The organism is Pseudomonas sp. ADAK2 TE3594, assembly GCF_053628675.1.
Genome location: NZ_JBRJGV010000001.1, coordinates 4,894,025 through 4,911,864, shown reverse-complemented (window position 1 = coordinate 4,911,864; position 17,840 = coordinate 4,894,025). Strand labels below are relative to the sequence as shown.

14 protein-coding genes, 1 pseudogene and 1 riboswitch are annotated in these 17,840 nt (G+C 60.0%); of the genes and pseudogenes, 10 read left to right on the top strand and 5 right to left on the bottom strand.

Features of this window, described 5'->3' with window-relative positions:
- Window positions 1-49: 49 nt before the first annotated feature.
- Genes AB7M22_RS21905 through AB7M22_RS21895 form a run of 3 tightly spaced genes read left to right on the top strand, consistent with a single transcriptional unit; the run spans window position 50 to window position 1,158 of the window.
- Complete coding sequence (locus AB7M22_RS21905) at window positions 50-232, top strand: CPXCG motif-containing cysteine-rich protein (RefSeq protein ID WP_454187769.1); 183 nt, start codon at window positions 50-52, stop codon at window positions 230-232.
- Between the two features lie 6 nt (window positions 233-238).
- The gene (locus AB7M22_RS21900; protein WP_192345484.1) at window positions 239-499 is read left to right on the top strand and encodes a putative signal transducing protein; all 261 of its coding nucleotides are present in this window, start codon (window positions 239-241) and stop codon (window positions 497-499) included.
- A 35-nt stretch (window positions 500-534) separates the two neighbouring features.
- Window positions 535-1,158: an SOS response-associated peptidase gene (locus AB7M22_RS21895; protein WP_454187768.1), complete on the top strand. Its 624-nt coding sequence runs from the start codon at window positions 535-537 to the stop codon at window positions 1,156-1,158.
- A 97-nt stretch (window positions 1,159-1,255) separates the two neighbouring features.
- Here AB7M22_RS21895 and AB7M22_RS21890 read toward each other — a convergent pair whose 3' ends face one another.
- The gene (locus AB7M22_RS21890) at window positions 1,256-1,999 is read right to left on the bottom strand and encodes a methyl-accepting chemotaxis protein (protein ID WP_454188844.1); all 744 of its coding nucleotides are present in this window, start codon (window positions 1,997-1,999) and stop codon (window positions 1,256-1,258) included.
- A 111-nt stretch (window positions 2,000-2,110) separates the two neighbouring features.
- A pseudogene (locus AB7M22_RS21885) lies at window positions 2,111-2,308 on the bottom strand (HAMP domain-containing protein); the annotation flags it as partial.
- Window positions 2,309-3,671: 1,363 nt separating this feature from the next.
- On the opposite strand from AB7M22_RS21885, the gene AB7M22_RS21880 reads away from it, so the two are divergent.
- Window positions 3,672-4,490 (top strand): M48 family metallopeptidase, encoded by an 819-nt coding sequence (locus tag AB7M22_RS21880; protein ID WP_032836235.1) that lies wholly within the window; start codon window positions 3,672-3,674, stop codon window positions 4,488-4,490.
- 149 nt (window positions 4,491-4,639) lie between these two features.
- Here AB7M22_RS21880 and AB7M22_RS21875 read toward each other — a convergent pair whose 3' ends face one another.
- The 3 genes from AB7M22_RS21875 to AB7M22_RS21865 all read right to left on the bottom strand — a co-directional run bounded on the left by AB7M22_RS21875 (window position 4,640) and on the right by AB7M22_RS21865 (window position 7,633).
- A complete protein-coding gene (locus AB7M22_RS21875; RefSeq protein ID WP_032836242.1) occupies window positions 4,640-5,224 on the bottom strand; it encodes a TMEM165/GDT1 family protein in 585 nt (194 codons plus the stop codon).
- A gap of 91 nt (window positions 5,225-5,315) precedes the next feature.
- Window positions 5,316-5,440: riboswitch (yybP-ykoY riboswitch) on the bottom strand.
- A gap of 195 nt (window positions 5,441-5,635) precedes the next feature.
- Window positions 5,636-6,634, bottom strand: coding sequence for a methyltransferase (locus AB7M22_RS21870; protein WP_454187767.1), 999 nt, complete (start codon window positions 6,632-6,634; stop codon window positions 5,636-5,638).
- 33 nt (window positions 6,635-6,667) lie between these two features.
- Window positions 6,668-7,633 carry a 2-hydroxyacid dehydrogenase gene (locus tag AB7M22_RS21865; protein ID WP_454187766.1) on the bottom strand — a complete coding sequence of 322 codons (966 nt, stop codon included), beginning with the start codon at window positions 7,631-7,633 and terminating at the stop codon, window positions 6,668-6,670.
- 285 nt (window positions 7,634-7,918) lie between these two features.
- Between AB7M22_RS21865 and AB7M22_RS21860 the strand changes: the two genes are divergently transcribed.
- The 6 genes from AB7M22_RS21860 (at window position 7,919) to AB7M22_RS21835 (ending at window position 17,747) form a co-directional block, all read left to right on the top strand.
- Complete coding sequence (locus AB7M22_RS21860; RefSeq protein ID WP_454187765.1) at window positions 7,919-8,548, top strand: LysE family translocator; 630 nt, start codon at window positions 7,919-7,921, stop codon at window positions 8,546-8,548.
- Window positions 8,549-8,738: 190 nt separating this feature from the next.
- On the top strand, window positions 8,739-10,421 hold the full coding sequence (locus tag AB7M22_RS21855; protein ID WP_454187764.1) for a fatty acid--CoA ligase: 1,683 nt from the start codon (window positions 8,739-8,741) through the stop codon (window positions 10,419-10,421).
- A gap of 335 nt (window positions 10,422-10,756) precedes the next feature.
- Window positions 10,757-12,646, top strand: coding sequence for a DUF1302 domain-containing protein (locus tag AB7M22_RS21850; protein ID WP_454187763.1), 1,890 nt, complete (start codon window positions 10,757-10,759; stop codon window positions 12,644-12,646).
- Between the two features lie 28 nt (window positions 12,647-12,674).
- Window positions 12,675-14,039, top strand: coding sequence for a DUF1329 domain-containing protein (locus AB7M22_RS21845; protein ID WP_454187762.1), 1,365 nt, complete (start codon window positions 12,675-12,677; stop codon window positions 14,037-14,039).
- Window positions 14,040-14,282: 243 nt separating this feature from the next.
- A complete protein-coding gene (locus tag AB7M22_RS21840) occupies window positions 14,283-17,021 on the top strand; it encodes a LuxR C-terminal-related transcriptional regulator (protein ID WP_454187761.1) in 2,739 nt (912 codons plus the stop codon).
- A gap of 84 nt (window positions 17,022-17,105) precedes the next feature.
- Window positions 17,106-17,747, top strand: a complete 642-nt coding sequence (locus AB7M22_RS21835) for an MBL fold metallo-hydrolase (RefSeq protein ID WP_007905270.1) — start codon at window positions 17,106-17,108, stop codon at window positions 17,745-17,747.
- Window positions 17,748-17,840: the final 93 nt, after the last annotated feature.

Sequence of the window (17,840 nt, the reverse complement as noted above, 5' to 3'; positions counted from 1 at the left end):
CCTGCAAATAGACCGGCGATTATACGCACAAGTCACTTGGGAGACCGCGATGCTGGAAACAGAGCGCTATGAATGCCCGTATTGCGGTGAAGAATCCGAGGCGGTTCTGGATTTGTCCGGTGGCGATCAGACCTATATCGAAGATTGTCCTGTGTGTTGCCGTCCCGTTACTTTTGTCTTGCAGACTGACGGTCATGAATGGTTGCTCGAAGTTCACAGTGAAAACGAGTGAGGGTCTATGCAGCGCATCTACGAACCGGAAAACCTGATGGAAGGCGAACTGCTTCAAGGCATGCTCGCCAGCGAAGGTATCGAGGCACATCTGGTGGGCCGGGATTTGATCGGCGGCACTGGGGAGTTGCCGATATTCGGCCTGCTGGGCTTGTCGGTCGATAACGATCAGGCCGAATACGCCCGGGAGCTGATCACCGCGTACAATGCCGCGCTGCCGCTGTCCGGCGATGAGCCGGAGAGTTTTCCCGGCACGCTGGTCTGTTAGGCTGACGTTCGTTTGATCAAGAGTCGTATTGCCCCATGTGTGGACGTTATGCCCTGTTTCGCTGGAACCCCGCCTTCGCGGCCCTGCCCGGATTCCCCGCCGATCAGCAGGCCCAGTGGAATATCTCCCCCAACGATTCGGTGTTGATGCTGCGTGCCTGCGCAGACGGGCAACGTGAGTTGGCCCGCGCCCGTTGGGGCCTGACGCCGCCGTGGCTGACCGACCTGTCCCGCACCCCGGCCCATGCCCGCGCCGAAACCGTTGCCGAACAGCCGATGTTTCGCGAAGCCTTGCGCCTGCGTCGTTGCCTGCTACCGGCTAATGGTTTCTATGAATGGCGCGGCACCACCCGCAAGCGTCCGTACTGGCTGACCCCGGGGGAGGGTTCGGCGCTGTTCTTCGCGGCGATCTGGGAGGCGTATCCGGTGCAGGAGCAGGTGTGGTTGAGTACGGCGGTGATCACCCAGCCGGCCGCGAGTCAGCGTCGACCGCTGATTCTCGATGCGGCGGGGCAGCAAGCCTGGCTCGACCCCGAAACACCGTTGCATGCCTTGCAGGCGTTGCTGGCCAGTGAGCCCGCGGCGTTGCGTGAGCGGGTGCTGGCGAACCTGGTGAATGATCCGAAGCTCAATGGGCCGGAGTGTTTGACCCCGGGTTGATCTGTTGTCTGTGCTGACGCCTTCGCGGGCAAGCCTCGCTCCTACGGGTAGGTGATCCCCTGTAGGAGCGAGGCTTGCCCGCGAAGAGGCCTTCGGATCAAACCTTGAACTGATTGATCAACCGCCGCTGCTGTTCCGCCAACTTGGTCAAATCTGCACTGGCCGCGCTCGATTCATCCGCTCCGCCGGCCACTTCATTGGCCACTTGCCCGATGTTGATCACATTACGGTTGATGTCGTCCGCCACCGCGCTCTGCTCCTCGGCGGCGCTGGCGATCTGGGTGTTCATGTCGTTGATCACCGACACCGCCTGGGTAATGGTTTCCAGCGCCTCGGCCGCTTTCGCCGCGTGTTGCACACTTTCGTCGGTGCGGTTCTGGCTGTCTTCCATGACCCGCACCACATCGCGGGTGCCTTGCTGCAAATGCTGGATCATGGTCTGGATTTCTTTAGTGGCCTTCTGGGTTTTCTGCGCCAGGTTGCGCACCTCATCGGCCACCACTGCAAACCCACGACCTTGCTCACCGGCACGGGCGGCTTCGATGGCCGCGTTCAAGGCCAATAGATTGGTCTGCTCGGCGATGCCGCGAATGGCCGTCAGGATCGCGTTGATGTTTTCACTGTCCTTGGCCAGGGTCTGCACCACGCCGACGGCTTTGCCGATTTCCACCGCCAAAACGCCAATTGAATTCGACGTATCCCGGACGATTTGCATGCCCTGCGCCGCTGCCTGATCTGCATGGCTGGCGGCTTGCGCGGCCTGGGTTGCATTGCGCGCGACATCCTGGGCGGTGGCGGTCATTTCATGCACGGCGGTCGCGACCTGATCGATCTCGGCCATCTGTTTATGCACACCAATGTTGGTGCGGATGGCGATGTCGGCGGTGTGTTCCGAGGAATCACTGACGCTCTGCACCGACGTCACCACTTGCGTGATCATCGCCTGCAACTTGGCGAGGAAGGTGTTGAAGCCTTTGGCGATCGAGCCCAGTTCGTCGGCGCGGTCACTGGTCAGACGGCGGGTCAGGTCGCCTTCGCCCTGGGCAATATCGTCGAGCATCGCCACCATTTGCTTGAGTGGGCGAGCAATGCCGTGGCCCACCAGCCAGATCACCAACAAACCGATACCGGCAATCAACAGGCCGACCATGGCCATACCAAAGGTGTCGGATTTGCGCTGTGCGTCCAGATCACCCTGAAGTTTTTGCAGATCGGCCATCACCGCATTCAGCGGCAATTGCAGCATCAAGGTCCAGCGGGCGTCGGTCTGACCGATGCCGAAGGGCAGGTACAACTCGATCCGGCCCTGGGCCTTGTCGACGGTGTAAGTGACTTCGCCGCGCTTGAGGTTGGCCATGTTGGCAATCTGCTTGCTGTCGAGGATGTCGCTGACTTTCTCGCCGAATTTGCTCGGGTCTTTGGTGTAGGCGACGATCCGGCCGTTACTGCCGATCAGGGCCATTTCACCGGCACCGCTGTACAGTTTCTGATTCGCCCCCAGGAGCATTTCCTGAATGAAGTTCACCGACAGATCGGCGCCGACGATGCCCTGGAACACGCCGTTGAGCATGATCGGCTCAATGAAGGAGGCGAGCATGACGATCTTGTCGCCGACCTTGTAGGGCGCCGGATCGATCACGCAGGATTTTTTGGTTTCCTTGGAGCACAGGTAGTACTCGCTGGCGCGTACGCCGGTGGACAGGGTTTTCTGGTCGTCGACGTCCACCAGTTTGTCCAGGCCCAGGCTGCCGTCTTCGTTGCGGAACCACCACGGCAGGAAGCGCCCGTTGCTGGCGTCGATGCCGACCACTGGGGTGTCGACGTAGGCCGCATCATTGTGGTCGAGTGCGTTTTTTTCCCAGCCGATGTAGGTGCCGAGAATTTTCGGGTTGCGGGTGACGTTTTCCTTGATCAGGCTGATCAGTTGCTCACGGCTCAGGCTCAACTGTGGCTGACCATCGGCGCCCGGGGTACCGATCAACGCGTTCACCCGCACCAGGCCACCGGCGATAAGCAGCGGTGCTTCGAGTTCGCGCTGGATCTGGCTGACCTGGGTTTGCGCCAGCGACGTCAGGCGTTGTTCGATGACTTGCTCGAACTGCGCCTGGGTCCGTTGCTGAACCATGTCTTGGGTCCGGGCGCCGGAAAACAGCGCGTACAGCACCAGGGCTGCGACGACGCTGAGCACGATGGCGCCGGCCAGGGCGGCAACGGAAAACTGGATCGACTTGAATTTCATGGGTGCTCCGCACGCAAGAGGACGTCTGCGGTGCTGTATCGGCAGGCTGGCGGAGGGGCATGAACGAGGTGTTACGAATTGGCTGTTTTGGAGTGCTGGATGTCGTAAATGAATCATTGCGGACCGTGATCGGCCGTGGCGGGCGCTGGTATGTGAATTTTTTCCTACGGTGATAAGGGCTTTGTCTGAAATGTAGGTGCTACACGTCCGTTGTATCTGGCGCCGATACAAATCCCCACCTAGGATACGCGACATGTTTCCAGGGAGCTTCTTGATGAATAAGACATTGGTTTTGTGTGCACTGAGCGCAGGTCTGCTGCTCGCCGGTTGTCAGTCGGTCAACACCACTAGTGGTGGCGCCGTGGGCGTTGAGCGCAAGCAATACATGTTCAGCATGTTGTCGACCTCTGAGGTCAATCAGATGTACGCCCAGTCTTATCAAAAGACCGTCGGGGAGGCGAACAGCAAAGGCGTGCTGGACCAAACCAGTAACGATGCCAAGCGCGTGCAGGCGATCTCCAGGCGGCTGATTGCCCAGGCTCCGGTGTTTCGTCCGGATTCAGCGCAGTGGCAATGGGAAGTGAACCTGATCAAGAGTGACGAGCTGAATGCCTCCTGCGGGCCTGGCGGCAAGATCATTTTCTACACCGGACTGATCGACACCCTGCATCTCACCGACGACGAAATCGCCGCCATCATCGGCCACGAAATCGCTCACGCCTTGCGCGAGCACGGTCGCGAAGCGATGTCCAAGGCTTACGGCATCGAAATGGCCAAGCAGGGTGCTGGTGCGTTGTTCGGCCTGGGCGAGGGCGGCCTGGCTCTGGCGGACACCGTGGCGAAATACGGCATGACCTTGCCCAACAGTCGCGAGAATGAAAATGAGGCAGACCTGATCGGCCTCGAATTGGCGGCCCGCGCCGGTTACAACCCGAACGCTGCGATCACCCTGTGGAACAAGATGAGCAAAGCCTCGAATGGCGCGCCGCCAGAATTCTTGAGCACTCACCCGGCGTCGGCCAGTCGGATTGCTGCCTTGCAAGCGGCGATTCCGAAGGTGATGCCGTTGTACGAGAAAGCATCGAAATCCTGATAGTCATTGGGTGAGGCTGCTGACGCCTTCGCGGGCAAGCCTCGCTCCTACAGGTTTTGGGTCGTACACACATTATGTAATCGACCGAAAACCTGTAGGAGCGAGGCTTGCTCGCGAAGAACGATAACGCGGTCTAACGACCTACCGCGTCAAACCCACCCACTGCTCTCCATCGCCTTGTACACCGCAACAATCGCCAGGATCAGGAACGCCGACGCCGCCAGGCGACGGATCAGGGTCAAGGGCAGTTTGTCCGCCGCAAAGTTACCTGCCAGTACCACTGGCACGTTGGCAATCAACATCCCGGCGGTGGTGCCGATGATCACCAGCCACAGGTCCGGGTATTGCGCGGCAAGCATCACGGTTGCGACTTGGGTCTTGTCGCCCATTTCCGCAAGGAAGAACGCAATCAGCGTAGTCAGGAACGGCCCGAATTTGCGGGCGGTGCTGGCTTCGTCTTCGTCCATCTTGTCCGGCACCAGCGTCCACAGCGCGGTGGCGGTAAAGCTCGCGGCGAGGATCCAGTGCAACGTCGCATTCGAGAAGAAACTGCCGAACCAGGCGCCTACCGCGCCGGCTGCCGCATGGTTGGCCAGGGTCGCGGCGACGATGCCGGCGATGATCGGCCAGGGTTTGCGAAAGCGGGCTGCAAGAATGAGCGCGAGCAGTTGCGTCTTGTCGCCGATTTCGGCCAAGGCAACGATTGCGGTGGGAACGAGTAGAGAGTCCAACATCATCAGGGTTTTCCTAAGGGGCGGGTCGACACGGCTATGACACGTACAGCCTTCCCGCCCCGGGTAAGGTGTTCGTGTCATAGGTCTTGTCAAACCCTGCGATCCGTCTGATGCGGACGCTTGGGTCGCATACGCCATGGTCTGAGGACCAAGTATGTTGACGTATGCCGGACGAGCATGGCGCTCGTGGGAGACTACTCCCCTAGGACGGAGCGGATTCTGCCTAGGCAAATCCGATTGGGCAAGCCCCAATGTCGGTAGTTAGGTTGCAGAACCTGTGGGAGCGTGGCTTGCCCCGCGAAGAACGATGACGCGTAATACCTGAAAAACCGCGGTGCATTCTTCGCGGGCAAGCCACGCTCCCACAGGTTATTCGTCGCTCCAGGGCAGCCCTCTTTTGCAAAAGTGTTTTCAGCCGCGCTTGGCCCGGTAGATTCGGAAACCTTGTCCTTCAGCCTTGATCGCACACACGCCCAAGTGCTCTTCGATCAGCGGTTGATATTTCAGGAAACTGTTCGCTACCAGTCGCAGTTCGCCGCCGTTTTTCAGATGTTTAGCCGCTTTTCGCAGCAAGTTCTCGGTGGCGAAGTAGTCGGTGTGTACGCCGACATGGAACGGTGGGTTGCTCAGAATCGCGCTCAAACCCATGGGGGCGGCATCGATGCCGTCGCCGGTCAGCACCTCCGCGTCCAGGCCGTTGGCGGCCAGGGTCAGGCGACTGCTGGCGGCGGCAAACGCGTCCACATCGAGCAGGGTGACCTGGTTATGTGGATAACGCCGCTTGACCACCGCCCCCAACACACCCGCGCCGCAACCGAAGTCCAGCAAGTGGCCGCTGGGCAGTTTGTCCAGATGTTCCAGCAGCAGGGCGCTGCCGCGATCCAGTCGACCGTGGCTGAACACGCCCGGCAGGCTGATGACTTTCAATGGGCCTTCGGCCAATGGCAGTTCATATTCCTGGGCCAGGCTTTCCAGCGACTTGGCTTCTGGTGCATTGGCCACGGTGACCTGCCAGAGCTGGCAATGCCTTGCGCTGTCGAGCTTGCGGGGTTTGCCGAAGGGGTTCAGTTGCTTGGCGGCGCCTTCGATACCACTGCGTTTTTCGCCCACCAGGTACAACTCACGGCCGGCCATGCGAGAGGCGAGGGCGTTGAGGATGTAATCGGTCAGGTCTTTGGACTTGGGCAGAAACACCACGGCGTTGTCGAACTCGCGCCCCGGCGCATTCACGCCGAAATGGCTGCGCTCGGCGAAACGGGCGTCCAGCGCTGCTTGATCGCCAGCGTGCCAGCACCAACCGTGGGCATCGGGCAGGCGGCCCAGCAAATCATCGGCGGGCAAACCAGCCAGCAGCACCGACCCCTGGAATAACTCGGCCTGACGAAGCAGTACTTCACTGCGCGGATCCATACTCTGCTCCTGGAAAAAAAGTGCCGCAGTTTATCAACTGACGACCCGCAGCGCTTGACCGCTGAAGTAGCCTTGGGCGTTTTCGGTCAACTGGCCAACGATTCGCTGCCGCGCCTCGCGACTGCCCCAGGCGTTGTGCGGAGTGACGATCAGCCGTGGAATATCCTGGGCCAACAGCGGATTGCCTGCGGAGGGTGGTTCGACGCTCAACACGTCGGTGGCCGCGCCGCCCAGATGACCGTTGCGCAGGGCGTCGGCCAATGCCTGCTCGTCAATCAAACCGCCGCGCGCGGTGTTGACCACGAACGCACCGGGTTTCATCGAGGCCAGTTCGCGAGCGCCGATGAAGTGGCGGGTGTGTTCGTTGAGCGGGCAGTGCAGGGTCAGGGCGTCGATTTGCGGCAGTAGTTCATTTAGCGGCAAGCGATCCGGTCGGGCCGGGCGCCCCGGAATCTGCCCCAGCAACACGCGCATGCCGAACGCCTCGGCCAACCGCGCCACGGCACTGCCCAGTTCACCGTGGCCAAGCAGACCGAGGGTTTTGCCTTCGAGTTCGACGATCGGATAGTCCAGCAGGCAGAACTGTTTTGCCTGTTGCCAGCGACCTTCGGCGACCGCCTTCTGATAATCGGCCAGCCGCGTCGCCAGATTCAGCAACAACATGATCGTGTGCTGAGCCACCGACGGCGTACCGTAACCCTGGCAGTTACAGACAGTGATCCCGTGAGCACGGGCGGCGGCGAGGTCGACGTTGTTGGTGCCGGTGGCGGTGATCAGGATCAGCTTCAACTCGGGGCTGGCAGCCATGGCCGCCGCATCGATCAGGATCTTGTTGCTGATGGCGACAGTGGCGCCTTTGAGGCGTTCGACCACCTGATCAGGCGTGGTTTGCGCGAACAGCTGCAAGTCGCTGAAGCACTCGCGTAGCGGGCTGAGGTCGAGATCGCCGAGGTCCAGGGACGGATGGTCGAGGAAAACGGCGCGGCGAGAGTTCGTCATCAACTGTACCTTTTGTGCATTGAACTGAAGGCGTAATCTGCCGAGCCTACCAGATGAAACAAATTGGTCATGCTGCCGAAGGCTGCGTTCGCTGTAGGAGCGAGGCTTGCCCGCGAAGCAAGCACCGCGGTGTATCTGATGCACCGCGTTTTCGTTCTTCGCGGGCAAGCCTCGCTCCTACAGATTGCATTACGGTTGGCGGTGGCCACAGGTTTCACAGATGCCATAGGGTGTGACGTCTACCCTGGAAATTTCAATTGATCAGCCTGCCCAAAGGGAGTCCTCATGTACTGGACAGAATTCTTGACCGTTGCCCTGATTCACCTGCTGGCCGTCGCCAGCCCCGGCCCGGACTTTGCCGTGGTGGTGCGTGAGAGCGTGACCCACGGTCGCCGTGCCGGGACCTGGACGGCGCTGGGCGTCGGCTCGGCGATTTTCCTGCACGTCGGCTATTCGCTGCTGGGTATCGGGCTGATCGTGTCCCAGTCGATCGTGCTGTTCAATGCCTTGAAATGGGCCGCCGCCGCGTACCTGCTGTACATCGGCTTCAAGGCCCTGCGCGCGCAACCGGCCCCACCTGCGGCTGACGACCTGCATCAGGAGGTTGGCGAACGTACCGCGCGGGGCGCTTTCACCTCGGGCTTCGTGACCAATGGCCTGAACCCGAAAGCCACGCTGTTTTTCCTGTCGCTGTTCACCGTGGTGATCAACCCGCACACACCCTTGGCGGTACAGGCCGGTTACGGGATTTATCTGGCCGCGGCGACGGCAGTCTGGTTCTGCCTGGTGGCGATGCTGTTCAGCCAGCAACGCGTGCGCGCCGGTTTCGCCCGCATGGGCCACTGGTTCGACCGGACCATGGGCGCGGTGCTGATCGCCATCGGCGTGAAACTCGCGTTCACCGAGATGCATTGATTTCTCAAGGTATGCGCAACGCCTTCAGCTGCGCATCCGATATACATAACGAATTCCTGCAAATGCTGGCGCAAAGCTAGCATTTGTACAGCTGTGCAAATCATCCCTTTGGCTGATTTGGCTGGCGTTCAAGGGCTCTAGAGTGCTTAGCTTTAAAAGCCAAGACCGTGCAGTCAGAAAAGGGACTCTTATGTTGCAGACTCGCGTTATCCCCCCAGCCGAGGGCGCTTACCAGTATCCGCTGTTGATTAAACGGCTGCTGATGTCCGGTGCCCGTTACGAAAAAACCCGCGAGATCATCTACCGCGATCAATTGCGCTATAGCTATCCGACCCTGATCGAACGGGTCGCGCGGCTGGCCAACGTGTTGACGGCCGCCGGCGTGAAGGCCGGGGATACGGTGGCAGTGATGGACTGGGACAGCCATCGCTACCTGGAATGCATGTTTGCCATCCCGATGATCGGCGCGGTGATCCACACCATCAACGTACGCCTGTCGCCGGAACAGATTCTCTACACCATGAACCACGCCGAGGACCGCTTCGTGCTGGTCAACAGCGAGTTCGTCGGGTTGTACAAGGCGATTGCCGGGCACCTGACTACCGTGGAGAAAACCCTGCTGCTGACCGACTTGCCGGAAAAAACCGCCGACCTGCCGAACCTGATTGGCGAGTACGAGCAATTGCTGGCCGCCGCGAGCCCGCAGTACGACTTTGAAGACTTCGACGAAAACTCGGTCGCCACGACGTTCTACACCACCGGCACCACCGGTAACCCCAAAGGCGTGTATTTCACCCATCGCCAGCTGGTGCTGCACACCATGGGCGTGTCGACCATCATGGGTTCCATCGACAGCGTGCGCCTGCTGGGCACCAACGATGTGTACATGCCGATCACCCCAATGTTCCATGTGCATGCCTGGGGCTTGCCGTATGTAGCAACCATGCTCGGGCTCAAGCAGGTCTACCCCGGCCGTTACGACCCCGAGTATCTGGTGGAACTGTGGCGCAAGGAGAAGGTGAGCTTTTCCCACTGCGTGCCGACCATTCTGCAAATGGTCCTCAATGCCAAGGCGGCGCAAAACGTCGATTTCGGGGGCTGGAAAATCGTCATCGGCGGCAGTGCGCTCAACCGTGCGCTGTATGAAGCAGCCAAAGCCAAGGGCATTCAGTTGACCGCCGCTTACGGCATGTCGGAAACCGGGCCATTGGTATCGTGCGCGCACCTTAACGATGAGCTGATGGCCGGCACCGAAGACGAACGCACCACCTACCGGATCAAGGCCGGTGTGCCGGGGCCGTTGGTCGAGGCGGCGATCGTCGACACCGACGGCAACTTCCTGCCCGCCGATGGCGAGACCCAGGGCGAACTGGTGCTGCGCGCGCCGTGGCTCACCGAAGGTTATTTCAACGAACCGCAAAAGGGCGCCGAGCTCTGGGCCGGGGGCTGGTTGCACACCGGTGACGTAGCGACCCTGGACAGCATGGGCGTGATCGACATTCGCGACCGGATCAAGGACGTGATCAAGACTGGCGGCGAGTGGATCTCCTCCCTGGACCTGGAAGACCTGATCAGCCGCCACCCTGCGGTACGCGAAGTAGCAGTGGTAGGCATCGCCGATCCGCAGTGGGGCGAGCGTCCGTTTGCGCTGTTGGTCGTCAGGGAAGGGCATGAGATCGGGGCCAGGGAACTCAAGGAGCACCTCAAGCCGTTCGTTGAACAGGGGCACCTGAGCAAGTGGGCTATCCCGAGCCAGATCGCCATTGTTACTGAAATTCCCAAGACCAGTGTCGGCAAACTCGACAAGAAGCGCATCCGCGTCGACATCACCGAATGGCAGGCTAACAACAGTACCTTCCTCTCGACGCTTTAAGCGTCTGCTGGCGCGCCGAAAACGGCGCGCCAGACCCACCAAGCAAGCGCTTGACTTGTGAAATCCGAATTTTCAGCCATCCTTGCCGGGCCGACATGTGTCGGACTGGCGAAAGGACTGTTCCAGAGTGGCCGGCAGCTGCAAATCACACTTTAGAGGGATCAAGCACTACTACCTGCTGGCTATAGTCCGCTCAAGGATTTTTAAGAACGGAGCTCACGCACAAAACGGGGCGATGCAACTTTGGAGTGACTTCGGAACCGCTTGGCTTCCGGTCACCCACAACGTTTTTAAAAGTACTCAGCCATAACAATAATGCACATGGAGTAGCGTCGATGACATCAGTAAACCAGTTCTGGCGCCGGGCGAAACTGCCCTTGGCGGTCAGTCTTGCCTCTTCGCTCGCCGGGCCTGCATTCGGCGTCAGTTTCAACGTCGGTGAGATCGAAGGTCAATTTGACTCATCCCTGTCGATCGGAGCCAGTTGGTCTACTCAGAGCCCCAACAAGAATCTTATCGGCGTCAATAACGGGGGCCATGGCCTGTCCCAGACGTCCGATGACGGTCACGCCAACTTCAAGAGTGGCGAAACCTTTTCGAAGATCTTCAAAGGCATCCATGACCTTGAGTTGAAATACGGCGATACCGGTGTCTTTGTCCGGGGTAAATACTGGTACGACTTCGAACTCAAGGATGAAAGCCGCCAGTTCAAGGACATCAGCGACAGCAACCGCAAAGAAGGCGCCAAGTCCGCCGGCGGCCAGATCCTCGACGCCTTCGTTTACCACAACTACGCCATTGCCGATCAGCCGGGTTCCGTGCGTCTTGGCAAGCAGGTTGTGAGCTGGGGTGAAAGTACTTTCATCGGCGGTGGCATCAACTCGATCAACCCGATCGACGTGTCCGCATTCCGTCGTCCCGGCGCCGAGGTCAAGGAAGGTCTGATCCCGGTCAACATGTTCTACGTGTCCCAGAGCCTCACCGACAATCTGTCGGCCGAAGCCTTCTATCAGCTGGAATGGGACCAGACGGTCGTCGATAACTGCGGCACCTTTTTCTCCCAGCCAGACATCATTGCCGACGGTTGCGACAACAACCTGCGCGTGCTGAACAAGCGCTCGACCATTCCGGCCGCGGCCCTGCCGACATTGAGCAGGCTGGGTGTCGACGTCAACCAGGAAGGTGTTCTGGTGCGCCGTGGTCCGGATCGCGATGCACGGGACAGTGGCCAGTGGGGCGCGTCCCTCAAATACATGTTCGAGCCGCTGGACACCGAGTTCGGTGCCTATTTCATGAACTATCACAGTCGTGCGCCGATCTTCAGCGCCACCGGTGCTCCAGCGTCGGCTTACGCCCGGGCAGCGGCTTTGCCGGGGGCGCTTCGGGCTTTGGCTCCCTTGGTGGTCGCGGGTAACTCGAACTACTTCGTCGAGTATCCGGAAGACATCCGCCTCTACGGCTTGAGCTTCTCCACGACCCTGCCTACCGGCACTGCGTGGAGCGGTGAACTCAGCTACCGTCCGAACGCGCCGGTACAGCTCAACTCCACCGACATCCTGTTTGCCGGCGTACGCCCATTGGGCGGCGCCCTGACCAATGCTTCGCTGCTCGAGGGTGTGCCAGGCCAGGACTTGCATGGCTATCGCCGCAAGGAAGTCACCCAGTTCCAGACCACCCTGACGCACTTCTTCGATCAGGTCATGGGCGCCAGTCGTCTGACCCTGGTGGGCGAAGTGGGCGTGACCCATGTTGGCGGTCTGGAAAGCAGCTCTGATGTCCGTTACGGCCGTGACCCGGTCTACGGTCCTGGTGAACTGCCTAGTACCGGCGGCCTCAACACCTGCTCGGCGATCCTTAACACCAGCACCATCAACGGTGCCGGCGCCGGTGCTGCTACCAACAACCGCAGCCGCAACTGCAACAACGATGGCTTTACCACATCGATGTCGTGGGGTTATCGCGGTCGTGCCATCTGGGATTACAACGATGTGTTCGCCGGTGTGAACCTCAAGCCGAACGTGGCCTGGTCCCATGACGTGAGCGGTTACTCGCCTGGCCCTGGCGGTAACTTCGAGGAAGGTCGTAAAGCGGTGAGCCTGGGTGTCGATGCCGAATACCAGAACACCTACACCGCGAGCCTGGCGTACACCAACTTCTTCGACGGCAAGTACACCACCGTGGATGATCGCGACTTCGTTGCGCTCAGCTTCGGCGTGAACTTCTAAGCACTGTATTTTCAGGACGAACACATTTATGAAAATAACAAAGAGTCTGTTCCACGTTGGCGTTCTGGGGCTGTCGCTGCTGGCTACCGGTGTCATGGCGGCGGTCCCTGCGGCCGAAGCGGACAAGCTGGGCAAGAGCCTGACCCCGATGGGCGCCGAGATGGCGGGCAACGCCGACGGTTCGATCCCGGCCTGGAAACCCATGCCGAAAAACGCCGGTAGCGTGGACAGCAAGGGTTTTCTGTCTGATCCGTTCGCGAGTGAAAAACCGCAGTTCACCATCACTGCGCAGAACGTCGACCAGTACAAGGACAAGCTCGCGCCGGGCCAGTACGCAATGTTCAAGCGCTACCCGGAAACCTTCAAGATGCCGGTCTACCCGTCCCATCGCGGTGCCACCGTGCCGGATGAGGTGTTTGCCTCGATCAAGAAGAACGCCACCAACACTAACCTGGTGTCCGGCGGCAACGGTCTGGAAAACTTCGAAACCGCGATCCCGTTCCCGATTCCGAAAAGTGGCGTTGAAGTCATCTGGAACCACATCACCCGTTATCGCGGCGGCAGTGTGACCCGTCTGATAACCCAGGCCACACCGCAGCCGAACGGCTCGTTCAGCCTGGTGTACTTCGAGGACCAGTTCGTGTTCCGCGACAAGATGAAGGATTACGACCCGAAAAATCCGGGCAACATCCTATTCTACTTCAAGCAGAAAGTGACCGCGCCAGCGCGTCTGGCCGGTGGTGTGCTGCTGGTACACGAAACCCTCGACCAGGTTAAGGAGCCGCGTTCGGCGTGGGTCTACAACGCCGGGCAACGCCGTGTGCGTCGTGCGCCGCAAGTGTCTTATGACGGACCGGGTACCGCTGCCGATGGCCTGCGTACCTCCGACAACCTGGACATGTACAACGGTGCGCCGGATCGCTACGACTGGAAGCTTGAAGGCAAGAAAGAGATGTACATCGCCTCCGACAGCTACAAGCTCGATTCGCCACAACTGAAGTACGCCGACATCATCAAGGCCGGTCACATCAACCAGGACCTGGCTCGCTATGAACTGCGTCGGGTCTGGCATGTGGTCGCGACCCTGAAGGAAGGTCAGCGTCACATCTACGCCAAGCGTGACTTCTATATCGACGAAGACACCTGGCAGGCAGCTGTGGTCGACCACTACGACGGTCGCGGGCAACTGTGGCGTGTCGCCGAGGCTCACTCCGAGAACTACTACGACAAGCAAGTGCCGTGGTACGCCCTCGAAACCTTGTACGACCTGCAATCGGGCCGCTACCTGGCCCTGGGCATGAAGAACGAAGAGAAGTCGGCGTATAACTTCGGCTTCACTGCCACTACCGCAGACTTCACGCCGGCAGCTTTGCGTCAGGAAGGCGTTCGCTAATACGTTGTAAACCGAGGCCGCATCCTCGAAAAAACGCCCCGACTGGTTCGGGGCGTTTTTTTTGGAAGTTCCTGAATATCGTTGTAGCTGCTACGAGGCCGGTGTGGCTGGCCGGTTCATCGACACTTTTGCTTGTAGTCTTTTTGTAGCCATTTGTAGCAATAACCTTCAATAGCTCTTCGTTTACCGCTAGGCTGCGGACATCTGTAACGCCGCCATCAGCCTTTCAAACAAGAGCCGGCCATGACTGATCTGTCCCCACTTCCGGGCCCTGCAAGCGTTGCCGTCGCAGCATTGGACGGACGTTTTTTCCGGCCTCCGCTGCCCGACGGCCATGTGCTGCGGCCGCGTTTGTGCGAGCGCCTGAGCGCCGGCCTCGGTGGCAGGCTATTGCTGGTCAGCGCACCGGCGGGGTTCGGCAAGAGTTCATTGGCGGTGGAGTTTTGCCAGGGGTTGCCGGGTCACTGGCAAAGCCTGTGGCTAGGGTTGAGTCCTCGGGACAGCGATCCCGGACGTTTTCTTGAGCGCCTGCTCGAAGGTCTTCAGGAGTATTTTCCGCAACTGGGCAGGCAGGCGCTGGGGCTGTTGAAAATGCGCCAACGTCATCAGCCGTTCGCCTTCGAAGAATGGCTGGACGGTTTGCTCGATGAGCTGGCTGTGCACCTTTCACCCGGTACGCCGCTGTTGCTGGTGCTTGATGACTATCATCTGGCCCAAGGCCCGGTGCTTGATCGTTGCCTGCAATTTTTTCTCAATCATTTACCCGATGGCCTGCTGGTCATGGTCACCAGTCGGCAACGTCCCGACTGGCATCTGGCACGCCTGCGACTGTCGCGGCAACTGCTCGAATTGCATGAGCAGGATCTTCGACTGACCCACGATGAAGCCCTGACCCTGCTTGATCGACACAGCATTTCATTGCGTGGCGAGGCGCTGGAGAGTTTGATCCAGCGCAGCGAAGGCTGGGTGGCCGGGCTGCGTTTCTGGTTGCTGGCGGCCTCCGAGGCGGGCAGCGAGGGTGCATTGCCCCAATCGCTGTACGGTGGGGAAGGGCTGATTCGCGATTACCTGCTCGAAGAAGTGATCGATTGCCTGCCCGCCGAGGTGCAGTCATTCCTGTACGAGACCGCGCCTCAAGAGCGTTTTTGCAGCGAGTTGTGCGACGCCGTGCGCGAAGCCCATGACAGTGCCGAGATCCTGCGTTTCCTGCTAGCGCATCAGGTGTTTCTGGTGCCGCTGGACGAACACGGTCACTGGTATCGCTATCACCACCTGTTTTCCGACCTGCTGCGCAGCCGGCCCACCGCCCAGGCGATGGTGCCGACGGCCAGCCTGCATCTGCGTGCCTGCCGCTGGTTCAATGCCCAAGGGTTGCTCGATGAGGCGGTAGAGCAGGCGTTGCGTGCCGGGCATCTGGACGTTGCAGCGAATCTGGTACAAAACCTCTCTGAAGAACAACTGTTGGCCGAGCAGAACGTCGGCATGCTGTTGCGCTGGAAAATGGACTTGCCCGACAGCCTGCTGATCAGCACGCCACGGCTGATCGTGCTCTACAGCTGGGCGTTGGGGCTGGCCTGCCAACTGGACGCCGCCGAGGAGCTGGCCAGCCACTTGAGCCGCTTCCTGCCGGCCCCGTCGGCCACTGCGCAAAAATCCATGCTGGCGCAGTGGCTGGCCTTGAGCGGCATCATTGCCCGGGGGCGAGGCAATCGCGAGCTGACGTTGCTCTATTGCACCGAAGCGCTGGAGAGCCTGCCGGCCAAACGCTATGGGCAGCGCCTGATGTGCCTCTCGACATTGTCTAACCTGGCCATTGCCGACAGCGACCTCTGGCGTGCCCGGGGGCTGAATCGTGAGTCCCTTGAGCTGGCACAACGGGTCGGCAACCCGCTGTTCGAGGCACTGGCCCATTACGACCGCGCTCGCGTGCTGCAAGCGCGCGGGGAGATTCTTCGCTCACAGGATGAAGTCCGCCAAGGGCTGCAACGCCTGCAAGGCTTATCACCGCAACGGCTCTATGCGGTGCGCGCACGGTTGACCTTATATGAGGGTTTTTTGCTGGCGCTGCGCTTGCAACCCCAGGCTGCGCGGGCACGTTTGCTCGCGGGTCTGGGCGAAGCACGGGCCTGTCGCGACATCAGTGTGCTGATCGGCCACTGCGTGATCGCCCGTCTGGAGGGCAGCAGCGGCGAGTTCGCCAAAGCCTTTGCCGAACTCGCCGAGGCCGAGCGCCTGATGCACATCTGGGATGTCCCGCCGATTTACTACCTGGCGATGATCACCCTGGTCAAATGCGAACTCTGGTTGGCTCAGGGCCGCACCGATCTGGCCGAAGCCTGGCTCACGCGATTGGGTCAGACCTACAACGGAGAGCATCCTGCGGCCCCCCCGGAATTCCATCCGCAACTGCCGCTGCACATTGAACTGCAACAGGCGGTGCTGGACATGATGAAAGGCCAGTCCATGCTTGCCGAAGGGCGCTTGAACGCGTTGCATGAACACGGTCAGCACAGCGGCCGGCAGATGCTCAGCGTGATGGCGCTCAGTCAGAAAATCGTCCTGTTGCTGGCGGGCGGGCGCGAATCCGAGGCCCGCAAAGCGTTGGCCCAGGCTTTGGAAGCGGCCGCCGGTGGCGTCCTGCAACCGTTTGACCCATTGTTGACCGAACATCCGGACTGGCTGCGCGGGCAACTTCAACTCTTTGCGCCGACGGCCGTTTCTCAGAGTCTCTCGGAAAAACTTCCGGCCATGACCTCCCGGCCGGTGCTGGAGTCATCGCCTGCAGCCGAACAACTCAGTACGCGTGAACTGGCCGTTCTGCGACTGATTGCCCAAGGGTGTTCGAACCAGGAAATCAGTGATCAGCTGTTCATTTCGCTGCACACGGTGAAAACCCATGCCAGCCATATCAACAGTAAGTTGGGGGTTGAACGACGCACGCAGGCGGTGGCGCGGGCGAAGGAGCTGGGGGTGTTGGGGTAACGCATTTTTACGATGTACATGGGGTAAATGGATCAGGGCAATTCTGTGCCAAAATTGGCTATTCCTGTTTCCCGAGCGTGCCCGATGTCCCAGCAACCCACCCTCATCCGCGAAACCTTCCCCGTCGGCCCGTTGCAGTGCAACTGCACAATCATTGGCGACCCGATCACCAAGAAGGCCATCGTCGTCGACCCGGGCGGCAATCACGAACTGATCCTCGCCCGCCTGGATGCCTTGGGCCTGAAAGTGGTCAGCATCATTCACACCCACGCGCACCTCGATCACTTCCTCGCCTCTGGCCAGTTGAAGGAGAAAACCGGTGCGACGTTGCATTTGCATAAAGAAGATCAGTTCCTCTGGGACAATCTGGAGATGCAGTGCCAGATGTTCGGCGTGCCTTACACCCCCGTGCCATCGCCAGATCGCTGGTTGGCCGACGATGAAGAGCTGGCTTGCGGTTGTGGCGTGGCATTGCATACGCCGGGTCATACACCAGGTTCCATGAGCTTTTGGTTTTCAGAGGCTAAGCTGCTGATTGCCGGTGATACGCTTTTCAAGCGAGGGGTAGGGCGCACGGATTTATGGGGAGGCGATCAGGCGACTCTCGTGCGGTCGATCAAGCAGCGGTTGTATACCCTCGACGAAGAGGCGACGGTGGTGACCGGTCATGGTCCGGACACGTGTCTGGGCGATGAAATGCGCGGTAACCCCTTTGTACGAGCCTGAAGATGCAGTTGTGAAAGGCACGACGGAATTTTTGGCGTTGGCCATGATCAAACGCCCGCAAAGGTTCATTGCTTAAGTCCGCTGCACCACAGA